Genomic DNA, 19,428 nt, shown 5'->3' with positions numbered 1-19,428 from the left:
CTCGCGTGTGCGCGACCGCCGCTTGCTCCTTCGTCGCGTACGCGGCGACCGCGCACACGCGAGCCGGGCCGCGAACGGAACAGGCTCGGTCTCGCTTCGCTCGAAAGGCGTAGTCGAGGTGCGTTGGGCACGCTGGAAGATGCATGTCCCGACTTCGGCGTTTGCCCCTCGGGCAATCGTTTCGGCTGGAATACGACTTCGCGGTGGCGGCCTTGGCCTTGGATTCGCGTCCGAGGAGCGGACCGGGCGCGGCAGCGACAAGGGTCGGTACCGCGCTGCGGAGGTGGACCATCGGCTCGGCTGGAACGCGCGGGTCCTCAGCCTTCGGCCAGGTAGCGCTCCACTTTCTCCACCTTGGCGGTCATCGCGTCCGTCACGCCGGGGCGGATGTCGGCCTTCAGCACCAGGCTGCAGCGCGGCGCGACGGCGAGGATGGCGTCGGTCGCCTGTTTCACCACGGCCATCACCTCGTCCCATTCGCCCTCGATGGTGGTGAACATGGCGTCGGTGCGATTGGGCAGTCCACTGGCACGCACCACGCGGACCGCCTCCGCGACGGCGCGCCCGACGTCGACGCCGGTCCCGAGCGGTGTGACGGAGAAGGCGATGATCATGTCTCGATCATGCACGCAGGCGCAACCTCAGGCACCGAAGCCCCAGCGCACCCCAACGACGACCTTCGAGCGAAGCGAGACCGAGCATCCGCCGTTCCCGGCCCGGCGCCGCGCACGCGAGCCACAAGAGGGCCGCGAACACCCAGCGCCGCAGGCGCTGGGGATTACATCGACGCGATCAGGCGATCGACGCGCTCGTCGACCGAGCGGAACGGATCCTTGCACAGCACGGTGCGCTGCGCCTGGTCGTTCAGCTTCAGGTGCACCCAGTCGACGGTGAAGTCGCGGCCGGCCTCCTGGGCGGCGGTGATGAAGTCACCGCGCAGCTTCGCCCTGGTGGTCTGCGGCGGGGTGTCGACGGCGGCGTCCACGGCCTCGTCCTCGGTGACGCGCTTGGCCAGGCCCTTGCGCTGCAGCAGGTCGAAGACGCCGCGTCCGCGCTTGATGTCGTGATAGGCCAGATCCAGCTGGGCGATCTTGGGATCGGACAGTTCCATGCCGTAGCGGTCCTGGTAGCGCTGGAACAGCTTGCGCTTGATCACCCAGTCGATCTCGGTGTCGACCTTCGCGAAGTCCTGCGCCTCGACCGCGTCCAAGGTGCGGCCCCACAGGTCCACCACCTGGTCGATCTGCGGATCGCGGTCCCGATTGCGCAGGTGCTCCACGGCGCGGGCGTAGTACTCGCGCTGGATGTCCAGGGCGCTGGCCTGCCGGCCGCCCGCCAGGCGCACCGGACGACGACCGGTCAGGTCGTGGCTGACCTCGCGGATCGCGCGGATCGGATTGTCCAGCGCGAAGTCGCGGAACGAGACGCCCGCCTCGATCATCTCCAGCACCAGGGCGGCCGTGCCGACCTTGAGCATGGTGGTGGTCTCGGACATGTTCGAGTCGCCGACGATCACGTGCAGGCGGCGGTACTTCTCCGCGTCGGCGTGTGGCTCGTCGCGGGTGTTGATGATCGGCCGCGAGCGCGTGGTCGCCGAGGAGACGCCCTCCCAGATGTGCTCGGCACGCTGCGACAGGCAGAAGGTGGCGGCCTTCGGGGTCTGCAGCACCTTGCCCGCGCCGCAGATCAGCTGGCGGGTGACCAGGAACGGCAGCAGCACGTCGGAGATCCGGGAGAACTCCCCCGCCCGCACCACCAGGAAGTTCTCGTGGCAGCCGTAGGAGTTGCCCGCGGAGTCGGTGTTGTTCTTGAACAGGTAGATGTCGCCGCCGATGCCTTCTTCGGCCAGACGCTGCTCGGCGTCGATCAGCAACTCTTCGAGGACCCGCTCGCCCGCACGGTCGTGGGTCACCAATTGCGCCAGGTTGTCGCATTCCGCGGTCGCGTACTCCGGATGCGACCCGACGTCGAGGTAGAGCCGGGCACCGTTGCGGAGGAACACGTTCGAGCTACGGCCCCAGGACACCACCCGGCGGAACAGATACCGGGCCACCTCGTCGGGGGACAGTCGACGGTGACCGTGGAAGGTGCATGTCACACCGAACTCGGTCTCGATCCCCATAATTCGTCGCTGCACACTATCGACATTACAGCCATGTCGGCGTGTTGCGTGGGGCACCGAACAACCCGGATGCATACGTCTTCACAACGATTTGGCCCGCTTTGTCGGAATTCGGCCGGGTGGAACGCCGGTTTCACCGGAGGATGCACGGTTCGGTCCGGCACCGGACATGTCGATACGGCCCGCGAACCTGCCGTGGTTCGCGGGCCGTCGAACTCGTCGCCGCTGGGATCACTCCCGCCGGATCACTCCGCTGACGGAGTCTCCTTCGCCGACGGCTTGTCCTGCTCCGACTCGGAGCCGGACTGGTCCGCAGCGGCCTGCTCGGCGGCTTCCGCCGGGTTCAGCAAACGCTCCAGCGCCGCGTTGGGCACCCGCCGGAACGCCCGGCGTGGACGCGCCTGCTCCAAGGTCGCGACCTCGAGCGAGCTCACACCCAGCACCCGCTTCTCCTTCTCCGCGCCTTCCGGGACGCCCGCTTGCAGCGCGCGCACCGCGACGCCGACCGCCGACGCCAGGTCGAGGCCCGGTTGGTAGGACGACTTCAACGCGGTGACGATCGGCTCGGTCGTGCCGCCCATCACCACGAACTCCCGCTCGTCCACGATCGACCCGTCGAAGGTGATCCGGTATAGCACCGATTGCGCGGCCTGTTCCGGATAACCGACCTCCGCCACACAGATCTCCACCTCGTAGGGCTTGAGCTGATCGGTGAAGATCGTGCCGAGAGTCTGCGCGTAGGCGTTGGCCAATGCGCGGCCGGTGACATCGCGGCGGTCGTACTGATACCCCCGGATGTCGGCCTGCAGGATGCCGCCCCTGCGCAGATTCTCGAACTCGTTGTACTTCCCGACCGCGGCGAACCCGATGCGGTCGTAGAGTTCACTCACCTTGTGCAGCGTCGCGGAGGGGTTCTCGGCGACGAACAGCACACCCTTGTCATACGTCAAGACCACGACGCTGCGCCCCCGAGCGATGCCCTTGCGCGCGAGCTCGGTCTTGTCGCGCATGATCTGCTCGGCCGACGCGTAGTACGGCAACGTCATGATCAGGCGCTCCCTTCCTCGGCGGCCTCGCGGTCGGCGACGATGCCGCGGGTGATCTCCGCCAGCCGCGACTCGGCCACCTCGACCGCACCCTCCTCGTCGATCACGATCGCCGTCGGGAAGATGCCGCGCACCAGATCCGGGCCACCCGTCGCGGTGTCGTCGTCGGCCGCGTCGAACAGCGACTCGACGGCGATGCGCAACGCGCGGTCCTGATCGAGTCCCTTGGCGTACAGCTTCTTCAGCGAAGACTTCGCGAACATCGAGCCGGAACCGACCGCGGCGTACCCGAAACGCTCCTCGCTGCGTCCACCCACCACATCGAACGAAACGATGCGGCCCGCCTTGTCCGGATCGGTGGCGTCCAGGTCGTAGCCGACCAGCATCGGCACCACCGCCAGACCCTGCAGGGCCGCGGGCAGATTCTCGCGCACCATCTTCGACAGCTTGTTGGCCTTGCCGTCGAAGGTCAGCGGCACGCCCTCCAACTTCTCGTAGTGCTCCAGCTCCACCGCGAAGATCCGCACCATCTCCACCGCCATACCCGCGGTGCCTGCGATGCCTGCCGCGGAATAGCTGTCGGTGATGTACACCTTCTCGATATCCCGGCTGGCCAGCAGGTTCCCCTGCGTGGCGCGCCGGTCGCCGGCGATCAGCACACCGCCGCGATAACTCACCGCGACGATGGTGGTGCCGTGCGGAGCGATCTCCTTCGCGGAAGTGCCGCCGGGGATTCCGGCGGCACCCTGGGCGAACCTGTTGCCTGGCAACAGATCCGGTGCATGCATACGGAGATAGTCGGAGAAGGAAGAAAGGGCGTACCCCAGGTGGAGACGCGAGGGGTCACCGACTGTCACTGGCCACCTTTCTGCACGTACGCGCGGACGAAGTCCTCGGCGTTCTCCTCGAGCACGTCATCGATCTCGTCGAGCAGGTCGTCGGTTTCCTCCGCCAGCTTCTCGCGGCGCTCCTGACCGGCGGCGTCTACACCGTCGGGGCCCTCGTCCTCGTCGCCACCCCCGGCGCGCTTGGTCTGCTCTTGTGCCATGGCAGCCGACCTCCTCTGTCCTCATCATGACCGGAACACATGGTGAGCACGATCCCGATCATGAGCATTGTCCGTGCTCGTCCCTCAACACTACCTACCAGCACCGACAGCGTGCCTATTTTGTGTGCGGTGTTGGTTCGGCAGCGCCTTCGGCGCTGTGTCGATTTTGCAGCGACTGCGGCGCCGAGTGTTCGCGGCCCCCTTGTGGCTCGAGCCGCGAACGGACAATGCCCGATCTCGCTTCGCTCGAAACCCGCGGTGGCGCCCGTGTGGTTTACGTCGTCAGCTGCTCCACCAAGTCGGCGGCGGTGGTCACCCCGTCGAGGAGTTTGCCGACGTGGGCCTTGGTGCCGCGGCGCGGTTCCAGGGTGGGGATGCGGACCAGGGAGTCGCCGCCCAGGTCGAAGATCACCGAGTCCCAGCTGGCCGCCGCGATGTCGGCGCCGAAGCGGCGCAGGCACTCGCCGCGGAAGTAGGCGCGGGTGTCGGTGGGCGGATTGGTCATGGCGTCGAGGACCTGCTGCTCGGTGATCAGCCGCTTCATCGAGCCGCGCGCGACCAGGCGGTTGTAGAGACCCTTGTCCAAGCGCACGTCGGAGTACTGCAGGTCCATCAGGTGCAGCTTGGGGGCCGCCCAGCCGAGGCCCTCGCGGCTGCGCATGCCCTCGAGCAGGCGCAGCTTGGCGGGCCAGTCGAGCAGGTTCGCGCACTCCATCGGGTCGCGTTCGAGCAGGTCGAGCACCATGGCCCAGTTCTCGATGATGTCCTGCACGCGCTTGTCGTCGTTGCCGGTGCGGTCGACGAACTTGATCACCCGGTCCAGGTACACACGCTGCAACGCGAGGCCGGTGAGTTCGCGGCCGTCGGCGAGCGCGACGGTCGCCCGCAGCGTGGGGTCGTGGCTGATCGTGTGCACCGCGGTGACCGGGCGCGCCAGCTGCAGATCCGACAGGTCCTCGCCCGCTTCGATCAGGTCGAGGACCAGGGCGGTGGTGCCGACCTTCAGGTAGGTCGACATCTCGGCCAGGTTGGCGTCGCCGATGATGACGTGCAGCCTGCGGTACTTGTCGGCGTCGGCGTGCGGCTCGTCGCGGGTGTTGATGATGCCCCGCTTGAGCGTGGTCTCCAGGCCGACCTCGACCTCGATGTAGTCCGAGCGCTGGGACAGCTGGAAGCCGGCGTGGTCGCCGGACTGGCCGATGCCGACCCGGCCGGACCCGCACACCACCTGGCGGGACACGAAGAACGGCGTGAGCCCGACGATGATCTGGTTGAACGGGGTGTCCCGGCTCATCAGATAGTTCTCGTGGGTGCCGTAGGAGGCGCCCTTGCCGTCCACGTTGTTCTTGTACAGCTGCAGCCGCGGGGCCCCCGGCACGCTGGAGGCGTGCCGCGCGGCGGCCTCCATCACCCGCTCGCCCGCCTTGTCCCAGATCACCGCGTCCAGCGGGTCGGTGACCTCGGGCGCGGAGTACTCCGGGTGGGCGTGGTCGACGTAGAGCCGGGCGCCGTTGGTGAGGATCATGTTCGCCGCGCCCACCTCGTCGGCGTCGATCACCGGCGCGGGCCCGTTCATCCGGCTCAGGTCGAATCCGCGCGCGTCGCGCAGCGGCGACTCCACCTCGTAGTCCCATCGGGTGCGCTTGGCGCGCGGCACGCCCTCGGCCGCGGCGTAGGCCAGGACCGCCTGGGTCGAGGTGAGGATCGGGTTGGCCGACGGCTCGGTCGGGGTCGAGATGCCGTATTCGACCTCTATTCCGATGATGCGCTGCATGGCATCGAGCCTAGGTCACGCACCCGGCCGGACCCGCCGCGACCGGCGGAGTCCAATGTCATACCGCAGGTGGTACTTCCGGAGGACTCGTCGCGGCGCAGGTCGGCGCGATAGTCGGGACATGTCCGAGTCGACCGCAGCCCGCCCCGTCGAGACCACCGAGCAGCGCCGTCCGGCGCTCGAGCCGCCGCAGGAACCCGCCCGGCTCGTCGCGTTGGACGTGCTGCGCGGGATCGCGATCCTCGGCACGCTCGCCACCAACATCTGGATCGTCACCAACCCGGAGGGGCTGATCGGCTATCTGCACGATCTGGGTGCGCCGGCCGGTGGATGGACCTGGACCGAGCGCGTGCTCCAGCAGGTGGCGCAGGGCAAGTTCCTCGGGCTGCTCACCATCATGTTCGGCATCGGCCTCGCCATCCAGCAACGCTCGGCCGGCAAGGCAGGGCGCCGCTGGCCGGGGAAGTATCCCTGGCGCGCGGGACTGCTGTTTCTGGACGGTCTGGTCAATTTCGTCTTCGTCGCCGAGTTCGACGTCCTGATGGGTTACGCGGTGACCGGGCTCGTGGTCGCGTTCGTGCTCGCCACCGGTGAGCGGGCGCGGCGGCGCTGGCTGGTCGGCGCGGCGGCCGTGCACGTGGCGCTGCTGACGCTGATCGCGCTCGCTCTGGCGTTCGCGCCGCGACAGGGTGCTGCGGCGCGTCGTGCGCTGGACCCGAATCCCTATGCCGACGGCTCGTTCTGGGAGCTGGCGCTGTTCCGCCTCGGCAACGCCGGGCTGTTCCGGGCGGAGACGATCTTCGTCTTCGCGATGTCGGTCGCGCTGTTCCTGACCGGCGCGCGGCTGTTCCGGGCGGGTGTGTTCGCCCCGGATGGCGCGCGGCTGCGCAAGCGGCTGATGGTCCTCGGCTTCGGGATAGCCGCGCCGATCGACCTCGGCGTCGGGATCCTGGGCGGTGGCGACCTCATCCTGTTCACCCGGTACGGCAGCGCCCCGTTCGTCGCGCTCGGCATTCTGGCCGCGGTCGCCGAGTGGTACCTGCGACGCCCCCGCCCCGGTTTCGCCGGGCGGCGTTTCGCCGAGATCGGCCGCACCGCGCTCAGCTGCTACATCCTGCAGAACCTGGTGGCATCGATGCTCTGCTACGGCTGGGGTTTCGGACTCGCCGCGCGCGTCTCGGCCGACGACCGCGTCCCGTTCACCATCGGTGTCTACGTGCTGGTGGCGCTGATCATCGCGTCCGGAGCGCACCTGTGGCTGCGACGCTTCGAGCGGGGACCGGTGGAGTGGTTCTGGAACGTGAGTTACCGGGCGCTGGCCAGGGAACGCTGAACACCGGGATGCGGACAGGCCGATTCCATTGCGGCCCTGCACTAGTCGCAGCCGCGGCGATCCGGCGGACACGTCGCTCGGCGACCGCTACCGTCGTGCTGTGACGCTCGCCGATCGCTACCCCTTGCTGCACACACCGGCCCACTGGGCGTGGGGCGACCTGGATGTGCGGTTCTCCACCACGCTCCCGTCCGACGGACTGGTCACCAATATCCACGTCGTCTGTTTCGTCGGCGACGAGATCGTGCTGTGCCGTGACGACCGCGATGTCTGGCTGATCCCTGGCGGCACCAGGGAACGCGGCGAGTCGATCGACGCGTGCGTGCGCCGCGAACTGCGGGAGGAGGCGGGAGCACGCCCGGTGGGGCCGATCCGATGGATCGGCGCGCATCACGCGACGAGCAACGGGTGCGCACCGCATCGCGAGTGGCAGCCGCATCCGCACAAGGCGTGGCTGTGGTGCACCGCGGATGTGGTGCTCGACTCCGACCCGACCAATCCGGACGACGCCGAGCAGATCCTCGAGGTGCGTACCTTCCCCTTGGCCGAAGCGACGCGGCGGGCCGGATCGGACGGCGCGTACCTGAGCGAACTCGTGGCATTGGCCGTCGAACTCCACCGGCCCGGCCATCGCGAATGATCTCGGCCTCCGGCCGCACCTGCTCGGCCACCGCCCACCGGTAGGACCGGGGCAGAATCGAAGTATGGCAACGGCAACTTGGCACGGCCGCGTCCTCGCGACCAGCAATGACACCATCATCGTCGAGGGCAATCACTACTTCCCGCCGGACTCGATCCGGCCCGAGTTCTTCCAGCCCTCCGACACGCACAGCTACTGCCCGTGGAAGGGCACCGCCAGCTACTACACCGTGGTGGTCGACGGAGACAGCAACCCCGACGCCGCCTGGTACTACCCGGAGCCGAAGACCAAGGCGGCACAGATCAAGGATTACGTCGCGTTCTGGCGCGGCGTCGAGGTCACCGAGAGCTGACCGGCGGTAATCGGAGGAATCGGGAATACCACCCGGCTGAAACCGATACGCTCATCCCAGGATTCAGCGCGAGTGTCTCAGCCGGGAGCATCCCATGATGAAGGCTCTGGTCACCAACGGCTTCTCGACGGCGCCGGGGAGCGCGGCGGACGAACCGGCGCGGGCGGGTCTCGCGCTGCTGCGGCCGGGGGTGCTGGCCTTCGCCGGATCGATCGGTCCCACGGAGTTGCACGCGCATCACGCGGTGCAGATCGTCGCCGCGAGCACGCCGATCGTGGTGGTGGACGGTAGCGGTGTCCGCAGGCAGGGCACCCACGTCATCGTGCCGACCGACGCGCCGCACCGGATCGACGTGGGCGCCGCGCACGGCACGGCCGTCTACCTCGACCCCGAGACGGCCGCGGGCGCGGCGGCCGATCGCAGGGCCCACCTCAACGGCTGGGTCGACGACGCCGACAACCTGGGCATCACCGCCGGTGGCGGGGATCTGACCGCGCAGGTCACCGCGGTCGTCGACGATCTGCTGCCCCAGGACGGCGCCGCGGGCCCGGGCGAGCGGCACGCGGTGATCACGGCGGCCCTGCAACTGCTGCCCGCTCTGGTGCGCACGGGGTCGGTGCGCGGCGCGGATGTCGCACGGCAGTTGGGCATTCCCGCGCCCCGGCTGTCCCACCTGTTCACCGAGCAGATGGGAATTCCGTTGCGTCGCTACATCCTGTGGCTGCGGCTGCACATCGCGCGCACCCGCGCGCTGGCCGGAGACGATCTCACGACGGCCGCGCACGCGGCGGGCTTCTCCGACGGCGCTGACCTCACCCGCACCTGCCGCCGGACGTTCGGGTTGTCTCCCGCGGCGCTGAGCCACACCGGCGAATAGACGCACCCGCGCGATGGGAGCGCGGTGCGGCGATGACGCTGTTGCCGGTGCACGGCGGACAAGCGGGGACGGGATCAGTCCGCCGGACGGGCCTCGACGTAGTAGTCCGCCGAGATCGTCTTCAGCACCTGGCGCACACCGAGCGGCGCCCACGCGGCGGACGGGTCATGCCGCACGACCGGGTCGGTCAGCTCGACGACATGGCCGCGGGTTTCCAGGGCGAAACCGCCCGCGGCGCGGATGTTCTTGACCCAGTCGACATCCCGGCCGTAGGTCAGCGCGATCCGGTAGGCGCCGTCCTGCTCGAAGACCATGACCGGGGTGCGGTAGGCCCGTCCCGACTTCCTGCCCTTGTGCAGCACGATGCCGAAGCCGGGCGCGCGTCCCGCGACCAGGCCCGCGGTGGGGTTGGTGACATGCCGGTTGAAATTCGCCAGTGCGTGCGGAAGCACCATGGGCGGCGATCCTCTCTCCCTGTGGCGTGCGGTGTTCACGTTACTCTCGACCCATGTCCGCTCCGCCGTGTCATCGCGAGCCGCCCCACGCCGGAGATCCGGGCGGCGAAACGATCGCGGTCTACGATGCGGCGGGCAACCCGGTGGGCGCCGCCGAGCGGTCAACGGTCTACCGCGACGGATTGTGGCACGCCAGCGCGGGCGTGCTCCTGCGGTCCGGTGACGGCGAGCGCGTCTACGTGCACCGCCGCACCGAGTCCAAGCTCGTTTTCGCGGGCATGCACGACTGCCTCGCCGGTGGTGTGGTCGCGCCGGGCGAAGCGCCACGCGGGACGGCCGTGCGCGAACTGGCCGAGGAACTGGGCGTCACGCCCGACCTCGCCGCCGTCTCCCCCCAACCGCTGGCGACGGTCTCCTGGGACGGTGAGTGGGCCGGGCGGCCGATGCGCTGTCACCTGTTCGCGTACGAGGCGCGCTACGACGGGCCGATCCGCCACCAACCCGACGAAATCGCCGCGGGATGGTGGTGGACCGACGCCGAGCTGCTGGCGCGTCTGGCCGATCCGGACTGGCCGTTCGTCCCGGACACTCGCCTGCTCATCACCGACCTGCTGAGCTGCGCCCGGCCACCGGAGGACGCCGGGACGCGACCCTGATCAGCTGGACGACGCGACGGACGCCGCCCAGGCGGCGAACGCACCGGGGTTGCGCGTCTGCAACAGCACCCGGCCGGGACCGGTGAAATCGAAGACGAAGCCCTCGCCGGATTTCAACGATTGGATCGATCGACCCGACACCGCTCGCCGGATGCTGAAATTCATCGCCAGGTCGTAGGCGACCACGTGCCCGGTGTCGATCGTGATCGGCTCGCCCGGTTGCAGATCGATCACGTCGATCGCGCCGAACACGCCGACCACGATCTCGCCCTCGCCGTGCGCGCGCAGACCGAACCCGCCCTCGCCGCCGAACAGATTGGCGAAACCGCCCCACTTGCTCTCCACCTGCACGCCGTGCGAGTTGGCGATCCAGCCCCCTCGGCTGATGAAGAACGGCCGGTCCGGCGTGATCTGCAAATTGAGCATGTCGCCGGGAAGCGCGGGCGCCACGTCGACCCATCCGCCCTGCGGCGGCGCGGTGAACGTCGAGACGAAGAACGATTCCCCCGCCAGCACCGACCGCTTGAGTCCGGCCAGGATGCCGCCCTCGGCCTTGGCCTGCAACGTGACTCCCGCCGAGTGCGCCACCATGGCGCCGCTCTCGACCCGCATCGGCTCGCCCCCGGCGAGGAAGCACCGCGCGACGGCGGCGGCGGGACTGTGGCGCAGTTGTACCTTCATGTCCGCCGACCCTACCGCCGGGTTCCGTACGGCGGGAACGCGACTCAGAGCAGATCGCGCAGTGCGGCGTCGTCGCGGGCCAGCACCGCGCCGCCGTCGGCGGTGAGCACGATCGGCCGTTGGATCAGCGCTGGATGTTCGACCAGCGCGTCGATCCAGCGGTCCCGGTCCGCGGCGGTCCGCGGCCAGCTCGCCATGCCGAGATCCTTGGCGACCTGCTCGCCGGTGCGGGTGATCTCCCACGGTTCGGCGTCCAGCCGGCGCAACACCTCACGCAGTTCGGCGGCCGTCGGCGGCTGGTCCAGATACTTGCGCACGGTGTAGTCGACACCGGCCTCGTTCAGGAACGCGGTGGCGTTGCGGCTCTTGCTGCACCGCGGGTTGTGCCAGATTTCGGTCTGCCCGGAAGTCATGCACGCAGGGTACCGAGGGCGCGCGTCCTCGTCCGCCGCGCGTCCACTGGCGGATCTCGGACTTCGTAGCGCCGAGCGCGGCGCGTGCTCCGATACTGGAAGCCATGACTGAGCACGCGTCGCCCGAAAACCCTTACGGCACACCGACCACCTCCGGTCCCGAACGCATTCCCGCCTATCAGGGCGTGATGAATCGGGTCGTGCGCACGCTGCTGCGCGTGCCCGGCCTGTCGGGCATCGTCGGCAAGCGGCTGATGATCCTGCACGTCGTCGGGCGCAAGTCGGGGAAGGTCTACGACGTGCCGGTGGCCTACACCCGGCACGGTGACAGTCTGCTGATCGGCACCGCCCTGCGTCCGTGGGTCAAGAACCTGAAGGCGGGCGATCCGGTGCGGGCCTCCTTCGGCGGCGAGCCGCGCACCTTCGACCCGGTGGTGCACACAGGCGAGGCAGAGGTGCTGCGGCTCTACGAGATCGTCGCGCGGGACAACAAGCAGAACGCCAAGTACAACGGCATCGGCTTCACCGCCGACGGTTCGCCCTCCAAGGCCGATATCTACCAGACCTGGCAGCAGGGCGGCGTGGTGGTGGAACTGACGCCGCACCGAGCGGCTCAGCTGCCGAGGTAGCCGTCGGCGACGTCGAGCACTTCGTCGACGATCTCCAGGCCGGTGCGCAGTTCGTCGGCCGTCGTGGTCAGCGGCGGCGCGATCTGGAAGCGGTTGCCCGCGTTGAACGGCCACAGCCCGCGCGCCTTCGCCGCCGCGGTGACCGCGGTCATCGGTTCGGCGTCCGCGCCCGTCGCCGCGTATGGGATCAGCGGCTGCCTGTCGCGCTGGTCCCGGACCAGTTCCAGCGCCCAGAAGAAGCCCAGCCCGCGCACCTCGCCGACGCTCGGATGACGACCGGCCAGTTCGCGCAGGCCTTTGCCGAGCACATCGGCGCCCACCGCCCGCACGTGATCGAGGATGCCCTCCCGCTCGAACACCGCGATCGAGGCGACGCCCGCCGCGCAGGCCAGCGGGTGACCCGCGTAGGTGAGTCCGCCCGGATACGCCACATGGTCGTAGCGCTGCGCGATCCGCTCGGCCATGAGCACGCCGCCGAGCGGGACGTAGCCGGAGTTCACCCCCTTGGCGAAGGTGATGATGTCCGGCTCGACGCCGAACGCCTGCACCGCGAACCATTCGCCGACCCGGCCGAACCCGACCATCACCTCGTCGGCGATGTAGACGATGCCGAACTCGTCGCACAGCGCCCGCACGCCGGCGAGGTAACCGGGCGGCGGGACGAGCACACCGTTGGTGCCGACCACCGTCTCCAGGATCAGTCCCGCGATGTGCTGCGGCCCCTCCAGTTCGATGACCTGCCGCAGGTGCCGCAGCGCGGCGGCCGTCTCCTCCTCGGGAGTCGCCGTGCCCCACGGTGACCGGTACGGGTAGGGCCCGAAGAACCGCACCACGTCGACATTGGTCGGTTCCGCGCCCCAGCGGCGCGGTTCCCCGGTCAGGCCGATCGCGACGCCCGTACCGCCGTGGTAGGAGCGGTAGGCGGCGAGCATCTTCGTTCGGCCGGTGTAGCTGCGCGCCAGACGCACCGCGTGCTCGACGGCCTCGGCGCCGCCGGTGGTGAACAAGATCCGGTTCAGGTCGCCGGGAGCCCGCTCGACGATCAGCCGGGCCAGTTCGCTGCGCACGTCGTTGCCGACCGTCGGCGAGATCGTCGCCAACCGCTGCGCCTGCGCGACGATCGCCGCGACGATGTCCGGATGCTGGTGGCCGATGTTCACATTGACCAGCTGGGAGGAGAAATCCAGGTAGCGCTTGCCGGTGTCGTCCCAGAAGTAGGAACCGAACGCCCCGGTGATCGGAGCCGGGTCCAACTCGGCCTGCGCGCTCCAGGGATAGAAGACGTGATCGGCCACGGCTAGTCGCTCCCTTCGTTCGATCGGGTCGCGGTGACAAGGGAGGCGAGACTTGGCAGCACCGATTCACCGTACGCCGCCAACGTCGCGTTCTTCGCGTCGTGCTGGAGATACACGGCGAATTGGTGCACGCCGAGCCCCTCCAGCTCGCGCAGCCGGGACAGGTGCTCGTCGGGTGTGCCCAGCAGGCAGAAGCGGTCCACGATGGCGTCGGGCACGAATTCGGCGTGCACATTGTCCGCGCGTCCGTGCAGGTTGTAGTCGTAGCCGCGCCTGCCTTCGACGTAGTCGGTGAGGGCGGCCGGGATCTCGCCAGCGGTACCGTATCTCGCCACCATCTCCGCCACGTGGTTGCCGACCATCCCGCCGAACCACCGGCATTGTTGCCGCGCGTGCGCCAGCGCCGCGTCCGTGCCGTCGGTGACGTACGCGGGTGCGGCGACGCAGATCCGGACCGTCGCCGGGTCCCGGCCCGCGCGCTCGGCCGCGGCGCGCACCCTGGCGATGGTCCATGCCGCGATGTCCGGGTCGGCCAGTTGCAGGATGAATCCGTCGGCGACGGCGCCGGTCAGCTCGAGCGCGCGCGGCCCGTAGCCCGCCGCCCACACCTCCAGCCGGGAGCCGGACGCCCACGGCAACCGCACGACGGTGTCGTCCACCCGCGCGCTGCGACCGTTGCCCAGCTCGCGGATCACCTCGATCGCTTGCCGCAGCGTCGCCAGCGTGGCGGGCTTGCCGCCCAGCGTGCGCACGGCCGAGTCGCCGCGGCCGATCCCGCAGACGGTGCGGTTGCCGAACATCTCGTTGAGCGTGGCGAAGGTCGACGCGGTCACCGTCCAATCCCTGGTGGCCGGGTTGGTCACCATCGGACCGACGACGACCTTGCGGGTGGCGGCCAAAATCTGGCTGTAGATGACGTAGGGCTCCTGCCAGAGCAGATGCGAGTCGAAGGTCCAGACGTGGGAGAACCCGTAGGTCTCCGCGAGCCTGGCCAGTTCGATCACGCGCGAGGCGGGGGGCGTGCATTGCAGCACCACACCGATGTCCATGCGGGCACTTCTCCGTTTCGAGGATCGAAGGTCAGATCAGGTTCTGCGCGAGTCCACGCGTGACGAAACGACCGTGCCCGGCGCGTCCGAGGTAGACGCCGTCGTCCACGATCACCCGGCCCCGCGACAGCACCGTGTCGACATGACCCTCGATCTCGAATCCCTCATAGGCCGAGTAGTCCATGTTCATGTGATGGGTCTTGCCGAGACCGATGCTGGTGTGGCCGTCCGGGTCGTAGATGACGATGTCGGCGTCCGCACCCGGGCTGATCACCCCTTTGCGCGGGTACATGCCGAACATCCGGGCCGGTGTGGTGCAGCAGACGTCGATCCAGCGTTCCAGCGGGATCCGGCCGGACCGGACGCCCTGGAACATCAGGTCCATCCGATGTTCGACGCCCCCGATGCCGTTGGGGATCTTGCTGAAGTCGCCGAGCCCCATCTCCTTCTGGTCCTTCAGGCAGAACGGGCAGTGATCGGTGCCCACCGCCGTGACGTCGCCGGTGCGCAGGTAGCGCCACAACTCGTCCTGATGCCCTTCGGCCTTCGACCGCAGCGGCGTGGAGCACACCCATTTGGCGCCTTCGAATCCCGGTGCGCCGAGTTGGTCTTCGAGCGACAGATACAAGTACTGGGGGCAGGTCTCGCCGAAGACGTTGCGCCCGGCGTCGCGGGCGGCGGCGATCCGGGCCAGCGCCTGCTTGGCCGACACGTGCACGACGTAGAGCGGCACGCCGGTCAGCTCCGCCAGCATGATCGCGCGGTGGGTGGCTTCCTCCTCGAGCTGCCACGGTCTGGTCGTGCCGTGGAAGTACGGCGCGGTGTCGCCTCGCGCGAGCGCCTGCTCGACCAGCACGTCGATGGCGATCCCGTTCTCCGCGTGCATCATCACCAGCGCGCCCAGCTCCGCCGCGGTCTGCATGGCGCGCAGGATCTGGCCGTCGGTGGAGTAGAAGACACCCGGGTAGGCCATGAAGAGTTTGAAGCTGGTGACGCCTTCGGCCATCAGTTCGCTCATGGCCTTCAGGGACTCGTCGTCGACGTCGCCGATGATCTGATGGAAGCCGTAGTCGATGGCGCACTGCCCGGCCGCCTTCTCGTGCCAGGCGGCAAGGGTGTCCTGGACCCGTTCGCCGTGCCGCTGGACGACGAAGTCGATGATGGTGGTGGTGCCGCCCCAGGCGGCCGCGCGGGTGCCGGTCTCGAAGGTGTCGGAGGCTTCCGTCCCGCCGAAGGGCATCTGCATGTGAGTGTGGCCGTCCACGCCGCCCGGGAGGACGTATCTGCCGGTCGCGTCGAGCACGTGATCGGCGGACGCGGCGAGGTCCGCGCCCAGCCCGACGGATCCCGGCCGCAGGACGGCGGCGATGGTCTCGCCGTCGACGAGCACGTCGAGCGGCTGCGCTCCGGTGGCGGAGACCACCGTGCCGCCGTGGATGAAAGTGCGCGCCATGTCGATCTTCCCGGTCTCAGGGGGCCACCAGCGGCCCGTAGGCGTCGGGGCGGCGGTCGCGGTAGAAGGCCCAGCGGTCGCGCACCACCTTGATCAGATCCATGTCCAGATCGCGGACGACCAGCTCCGGGTCGCTGTCGGAGGCGACATCGCCGACGAACTTGCCCTCTGGATCGACGAAATAGCTGGTGCCGTAGAAATCGTCGTCGCCGTACTCCTCGGCGCCCACCCGGTTGATGGCGCCGATGTAGTACTCGTTGGCCACCGCGGCCGCCGGTTGTTCCAGTCGCCAGAGGTAGCCGGACAGGCCCCGCGACGTGGCCGACGGATTGAACACGAGTTCCGCGCCGGCGAGGGCCAGCGCGCGCCACCCCTCCGGGAAGTGCCGGTCGTAGCAGATGTACACGCCGAGCTTGCCCACCGCGGTGTCGAACACCGGCCAGCCGAGATTGCCCGGCCGGAAATAGAACTTCTCCCAGAATCCGCGCACGTGCGGCAGGTGGTGTTTGCGGTACTTGCCGAGATAGCTGCCGTCGGCGTCGATCACCGCCGCGGTGTTGTACAGCAGACCCGGCTGTTCCTGCTCGTACACCGGCAGGATCATGACCAGGCCCAGTTCCCTCGCGAGTGCGGCGAACCGCTCGGTCGTGGGCCCCGGGACGGATTCGGCGTAGTCGTAGAACCGCGCGTCCTGGCGCTGGCAGAAATACGGCGCGTAGAACAGCTCTTGGAAGCAGATCACCGCGGCCCCGTGCGCGGCGGCGCGGCGCGCGTAGTCCTCGTGCGCCGCGAGCATCGACTCCTTGTCGCCGGTCCAGTTCGTCTGGACCAGCGCTGCTCGAACGATTCCCATGCCCCGTTATACGTCAACGGCAACCGGCTACGTGGCTCGAAAAGTGCCGATAAGTGTTTTGTAGCCAATCCGTGGCAACCGATACACCGACGTCCCAGGGGCCGTGCGCGCCCTGCCAATCGAGCGGTACTCCCCTGCGGAGCCGGGCGAGGTGGAATGATTCGCGCTGCATCGTCCGGTGCGCAACCCCGAGTGAAGGAGATTTCCAGCGGTGAGCAGCGAAGTGCAAGCGCGAGAACTCGTCGACGGCCGGCGGGCGGGGCGCCGGAGCCTACCGTGGCGATCGCTGCGGCTGCTCGGGGTCCTCGCCGTCAGCGTGGCGCTGGTGGCGTCCGCGACGGGTGTCGTCTCGGCGACTCCGTCACCGGCTCGGGAGCAGGGCCCGGCGGGCTGTGGCGTGCCTGCGGCGGGGCAGCCGAACGGCAAGCAGTGGCCCGCCGAACCGGGCATGACCATCGATCCCACCGCGCACTACACCGCGACGCTGATCACCACTTGCGGCACCGTGACCGTCGCCCTGGACGCCGCCCGCGCGCCGCGCACGGTCAACTCCTTCGCTTTCCTGGCCGGGGAACGGTATTTCGACCACACGAGGTGCCATCGGATCACCACCGACGGCATCTACGTCCTGCAATGCGGCGACCCCACCGCGACCGGCATGGGCGGGCCCGGCTACCAATTCCCGGACGAGAACCTGGCGGGCGCGACCTACCCGGCGGGCACGATCGCGATGGCCAACGCGGGCCCCGGCACCAACGGCAGCCAGTTCTTCCTGGTCTACCGGGACGCGCCGCTGCCGCCGAGCTACACCCCGTTCGGCCGGGTTACCGCGGGCATGGACGTGCTCGACGCCATCGCCGCCGCCGGGGTGAAGGACGGCTCGTCCGACGGCGAGCCGGCCGTCGACGTGGTGCTCGATTCCGTCGCCGTGCGCAACTGAATTCCGGGCGGCCCACGGTGGCGGCGACGATCGCGTGCCGCCACCGTGAGCGTCAGGACACCGCGGCGCGCCGCCGCAGCAGCAGCGCCATCGCCGGTTCGACGAACCGGCTCACGACCGGTCCGAGAACCGCCATCAGCAGCACGTACGTGGTCGCCAGCGCGGCGAATTCGGCGGGGACCGCGCCCGCGGCCACCGCGAGCCCCGCGATGACGATCGAGAACTCGCCGTGGGCGACCAAGGCGGTGCCCGCGCGCGCCCGGCCCAAGCGGCCGGCACCGGCCCGCTTGGCCGCCCACCATCCGGTGGCGATCTTGCTGGCCGTGGTGACCAGCGCCAGCAGGCACGCCCAGCCCAGCACCGGTGGGATGCTCGCCGGGTCGGTGCTCAGGCCGAACAGGACGAAGAACAGCGCGGCGAACAGATCGCGCAGCGGTTCCAGCAGCTTGGTCGCGTTGTGCGCGGTCGAGTCCGAGATCGCGATGCCGAGCAGGAACGCGCCGACCGCAGCGGACACCTGCACCGCCGAGGCCGCGCCCGCAACCAGCAACGCGGAGCCGAGCAGCTTCAACAGGAAGATCTCGCGGTCGGCGCTGTCGACGATCGCGGAGACGTAGCGGCCGTACCGCAGCGCGACGATCAGCACCACGGTGACCGCCGCCAAGGCGATGCCGAGCGTCTTCAGTCCGGCCAGGAAGCCCACGCCGGCCAGCACCGCGGTCAGCACCGGCAGGTATCCGGCCATCACCAGGTCTTCGAACACCAGGATGGACAGGATCACCGGCGTCTCCCGGTTACCCAGCCTGCCCAGATCGTTGAGCACCTTCGCGACGATGCCCGAGGACGAGATGTAGGTGACCCCGGCCATCGCGATGGCGCCGGTGAACCCCCAGCCGAGGACGAGCGCAACGAGGACACCCGGCGTCGCGTTGAGCACGATGTCCACCACGCCGGCGGCCCATGATCGGCGCATGCCGGTGACCAGCTCCGGCGCGCTGTATTCCAGGCCGAGCAGCAGCAACAGCAGGACGACGCCGATTTCGCTGGCGAGATGGATGAAATCGTCGACCTGCCGCAGCTCGACCAAGCCGCCGGTGCCGAACACCAGCCCGCCGATCAGATACAGCGGAATGGGCGACATGCCGATGCGCGCGGCGATCCGGCCGAGCAGGCCCAGGCCGAAGAACACCGCGCCCAGCTGGATCAGCGCGAGCGCGGTCTCGTGTGCCACCATGCGCTCAGCCGTCTAACAGGATCTTGGCGGCGGCCTCGAGGCCATCGACCGTGCCGACGACGACGAGCACGTCCCCGGCGGTGAAGGTGAAGTCCGGCCCCGGCGACGGGATCGGCTGCCCGCTGCGGACCACAGCGACGATGGACGCTTTCGTCCTGGTGCGCATCTGGGTCTCCCCCAGCCTGCGGCCGTCGAAACGGGAGCGGTCCGGGATGGACAGCTGCCGGGTGGTCAATCCGGTGAACGCGCGGTGCTCTTCGCGCAGTTGCTCGACCAGTTGCGGCGCGCCGAGCAGGCTGGCCAGCACGGCCGCCTCCTTGCCCGACAGCGGTACCTGTTCGGTCTCGTCGGGGTTGTCCGGCTTGCTCACGATGAGATCCATCGTGCCGTCGCGATGGTCGATCACCCCTATCCGGCGTCGTGTATTGGTCAGCGGGAAATCCTTGCGTACACCGATACCCGGCAGGGGTGTCACCTCGACATTCACGATCCCACCCTATCGACCGGCCCGCCGCGCATGACGGACAGGTGCCCGAATTGTCCGTATTATCCGCCGTTTCCGCACGCCACTCCGGCCC

22 protein-coding genes are annotated in these 19,428 nt (G+C 69.0%); 7 read left to right on the top strand and 15 right to left on the bottom strand.

The features are described 5' to 3' along the window. Positions 1–317: 317 nt before the first annotated feature. From ACWDMM_RS15340 to dop, 6 genes are all read right to left on the bottom strand, one after another. The gene (locus ACWDMM_RS15340; RefSeq protein ID WP_195080298.1) at positions 318–614 is read right to left on the bottom strand and encodes an MTH1187 family thiamine-binding protein; all 297 of its coding nucleotides are present in this window, start codon (positions 612–614) and stop codon (positions 318–320) included. 164 nt (positions 615–778) lie between these two features. Then, positions 779–2,137, bottom strand: a complete 1,359-nt coding sequence (gene pafA / locus ACWDMM_RS15335) for a Pup--protein ligase (protein WP_174186519.1) — start codon at positions 2,135–2,137, stop codon at positions 779–781. 230 nt (positions 2,138–2,367) lie between these two features. Further along, entirely contained in the window at positions 2,368–3,168 is an 801-nt protein-coding gene (prcA, locus tag ACWDMM_RS15330) for a proteasome subunit alpha (RefSeq protein WP_449937891.1), read from the bottom strand. Positions 3,169–3,170: 2 nt separating this feature from the next. After that, positions 3,171–4,025 (bottom strand): proteasome subunit beta, encoded by an 855-nt coding sequence (gene prcB / locus ACWDMM_RS15325; RefSeq protein ID WP_195080037.1) that lies wholly within the window; start codon positions 4,023–4,025, stop codon positions 3,171–3,173. Then, the gene (locus ACWDMM_RS15320; protein WP_014986166.1) at positions 4,022–4,216 is read right to left on the bottom strand and encodes a ubiquitin-like protein Pup; all 195 of its coding nucleotides are present in this window, start codon (positions 4,214–4,216) and stop codon (positions 4,022–4,024) included. Before ACWDMM_RS15320 ends, prcB begins: the two co-directional genes overlap by 4 nt. 274 nt (positions 4,217–4,490) lie before the next feature. Next, positions 4,491–5,990, bottom strand: a complete 1,500-nt coding sequence (gene dop, locus ACWDMM_RS15315) for a depupylase/deamidase Dop (protein WP_195080038.1) — start codon at positions 5,988–5,990, stop codon at positions 4,491–4,493. Between the two features lie 121 nt (positions 5,991–6,111). Here dop and ACWDMM_RS15310 point away from each other — a divergent pair, with 121 nt between their 5' ends. From ACWDMM_RS15310 to ACWDMM_RS15295, 4 genes are all read left to right on the top strand, one after another. Further along, complete coding sequence (locus ACWDMM_RS15310; RefSeq protein ID WP_357105801.1) at positions 6,112–7,323, top strand: DUF418 domain-containing protein; 1,212 nt, start codon at positions 6,112–6,114, stop codon at positions 7,321–7,323. A 100-nt stretch (positions 7,324–7,423) separates the two neighbouring features. Continuing rightward, positions 7,424–7,963 (top strand): NUDIX hydrolase, encoded by a 540-nt coding sequence (locus ACWDMM_RS15305; RefSeq protein ID WP_357105798.1) that lies wholly within the window; start codon positions 7,424–7,426, stop codon positions 7,961–7,963. A gap of 64 nt (positions 7,964–8,027) precedes the next feature. After that, complete coding sequence (locus ACWDMM_RS15300) at positions 8,028–8,315, top strand: DUF427 domain-containing protein (RefSeq protein ID WP_195080040.1); 288 nt, start codon at positions 8,028–8,030, stop codon at positions 8,313–8,315. 97 nt (positions 8,316–8,412) lie between these two features. Continuing rightward, positions 8,413–9,192, top strand: coding sequence for an AraC family transcriptional regulator (locus ACWDMM_RS15295; RefSeq protein ID WP_357105795.1), 780 nt, complete (start codon positions 8,413–8,415; stop codon positions 9,190–9,192). A 74-nt stretch (positions 9,193–9,266) separates the two neighbouring features. Here the strand turns inward: ACWDMM_RS15295 and ACWDMM_RS15290 are convergent, their stop codons facing one another. Next, positions 9,267–9,647: a nitroreductase family deazaflavin-dependent oxidoreductase gene (locus tag ACWDMM_RS15290; protein WP_195080042.1), complete on the bottom strand. Its 381-nt coding sequence runs from the start codon at positions 9,645–9,647 to the stop codon at positions 9,267–9,269. A 53-nt stretch (positions 9,648–9,700) separates the two neighbouring features. On the opposite strand from ACWDMM_RS15290, the gene ACWDMM_RS15285 reads away from it, so the two are divergent. Continuing rightward, positions 9,701–10,303 carry an NUDIX hydrolase gene (locus ACWDMM_RS15285; protein WP_195080043.1) on the top strand — a complete coding sequence of 201 codons (603 nt, stop codon included), beginning with the start codon at positions 9,701–9,703 and terminating at the stop codon, positions 10,301–10,303. Here the strand turns inward: ACWDMM_RS15285 and ACWDMM_RS15280 are convergent, their stop codons facing one another. Further along, positions 10,304–10,984 (bottom strand): TIGR00266 family protein, encoded by a 681-nt coding sequence (locus tag ACWDMM_RS15280; RefSeq protein WP_195080044.1) that lies wholly within the window; start codon positions 10,982–10,984, stop codon positions 10,304–10,306. A gap of 44 nt (positions 10,985–11,028) precedes the next feature. Next, positions 11,029–11,397 carry an arsenate reductase family protein gene (locus ACWDMM_RS15275; protein ID WP_195080045.1) on the bottom strand — a complete coding sequence of 123 codons (369 nt, stop codon included), beginning with the start codon at positions 11,395–11,397 and terminating at the stop codon, positions 11,029–11,031. A 104-nt stretch (positions 11,398–11,501) separates the two neighbouring features. Here ACWDMM_RS15275 and ACWDMM_RS15270 point away from each other — a divergent pair, with 104 nt between their 5' ends. Beyond that, entirely contained in the window at positions 11,502–12,026 is a 525-nt protein-coding gene (locus tag ACWDMM_RS15270) for a nitroreductase/quinone reductase family protein (protein ID WP_357207249.1), read from the top strand. Here the strand turns inward: ACWDMM_RS15270 and ACWDMM_RS15265 are convergent. Genes ACWDMM_RS15265 through ACWDMM_RS15250 form a run of 4 tightly spaced genes read right to left on the bottom strand, consistent with a single transcriptional unit; the run spans position 12,011 to position 16,676 of the window. Further along, complete coding sequence (locus ACWDMM_RS15265) at positions 12,011–13,345, bottom strand: aminotransferase class III-fold pyridoxal phosphate-dependent enzyme (RefSeq protein WP_449937902.1); 1,335 nt, start codon at positions 13,343–13,345, stop codon at positions 12,011–12,013. The two genes, ACWDMM_RS15270 and ACWDMM_RS15265, sit on opposite strands and share 16 nt — an antisense overlap. Beyond that, positions 13,324–14,370: a TIGR03842 family LLM class F420-dependent oxidoreductase gene (locus ACWDMM_RS15260; RefSeq protein ID WP_195080048.1), complete on the bottom strand. Its 1,047-nt coding sequence runs from the start codon at positions 14,368–14,370 to the stop codon at positions 13,324–13,326. The genes ACWDMM_RS15265 and ACWDMM_RS15260 overlap by 22 nt, the downstream gene beginning before the upstream one ends. 31 nt (positions 14,371–14,401) lie before the next feature. Beyond that, the gene (hydA, locus tag ACWDMM_RS15255; protein WP_195080049.1) at positions 14,402–15,823 is read right to left on the bottom strand and encodes a dihydropyrimidinase; all 1,422 of its coding nucleotides are present in this window, start codon (positions 15,821–15,823) and stop codon (positions 14,402–14,404) included. 16 nt (positions 15,824–15,839) lie between these two features. After that, complete coding sequence (locus ACWDMM_RS15250) at positions 15,840–16,676, bottom strand: nitrilase-related carbon-nitrogen hydrolase (protein ID WP_357105785.1); 837 nt, start codon at positions 16,674–16,676, stop codon at positions 15,840–15,842. 211 nt (positions 16,677–16,887) lie between these two features. On the opposite strand from ACWDMM_RS15250, the gene ACWDMM_RS15245 reads away from it, so the two are divergent. Further along, positions 16,888–17,616: a peptidylprolyl isomerase gene (locus tag ACWDMM_RS15245; RefSeq protein WP_357207245.1), complete on the top strand. Its 729-nt coding sequence runs from the start codon at positions 16,888–16,890 to the stop codon at positions 17,614–17,616. Between the two features lie 52 nt (positions 17,617–17,668). Here ACWDMM_RS15245 and ACWDMM_RS15240 read toward each other — a convergent pair whose 3' ends face one another. Together ACWDMM_RS15240 and ACWDMM_RS15235 are read right to left on the bottom strand one after the other, a co-directional pair. After that, the gene (locus tag ACWDMM_RS15240; RefSeq protein ID WP_195080051.1) at positions 17,669–18,850 is read right to left on the bottom strand and encodes a cation:proton antiporter; all 1,182 of its coding nucleotides are present in this window, start codon (positions 18,848–18,850) and stop codon (positions 17,669–17,671) included. Between the two features lie 4 nt (positions 18,851–18,854). Then, on the bottom strand, positions 18,855–19,337 hold the full coding sequence (locus ACWDMM_RS15235; RefSeq protein ID WP_195080052.1) for a cation:proton antiporter regulatory subunit: 483 nt from the start codon (positions 19,335–19,337) through the stop codon (positions 18,855–18,857). Positions 19,338–19,428 lie beyond the last annotated feature (91 nt).

It is taken from the genome of Nocardia sp. NPDC003726, from assembly GCF_053586955.1.
The sequence above is the reverse complement of the archived record's forward strand: the minus strand, read 5'-3'. Positions and strand labels throughout refer to the sequence as shown.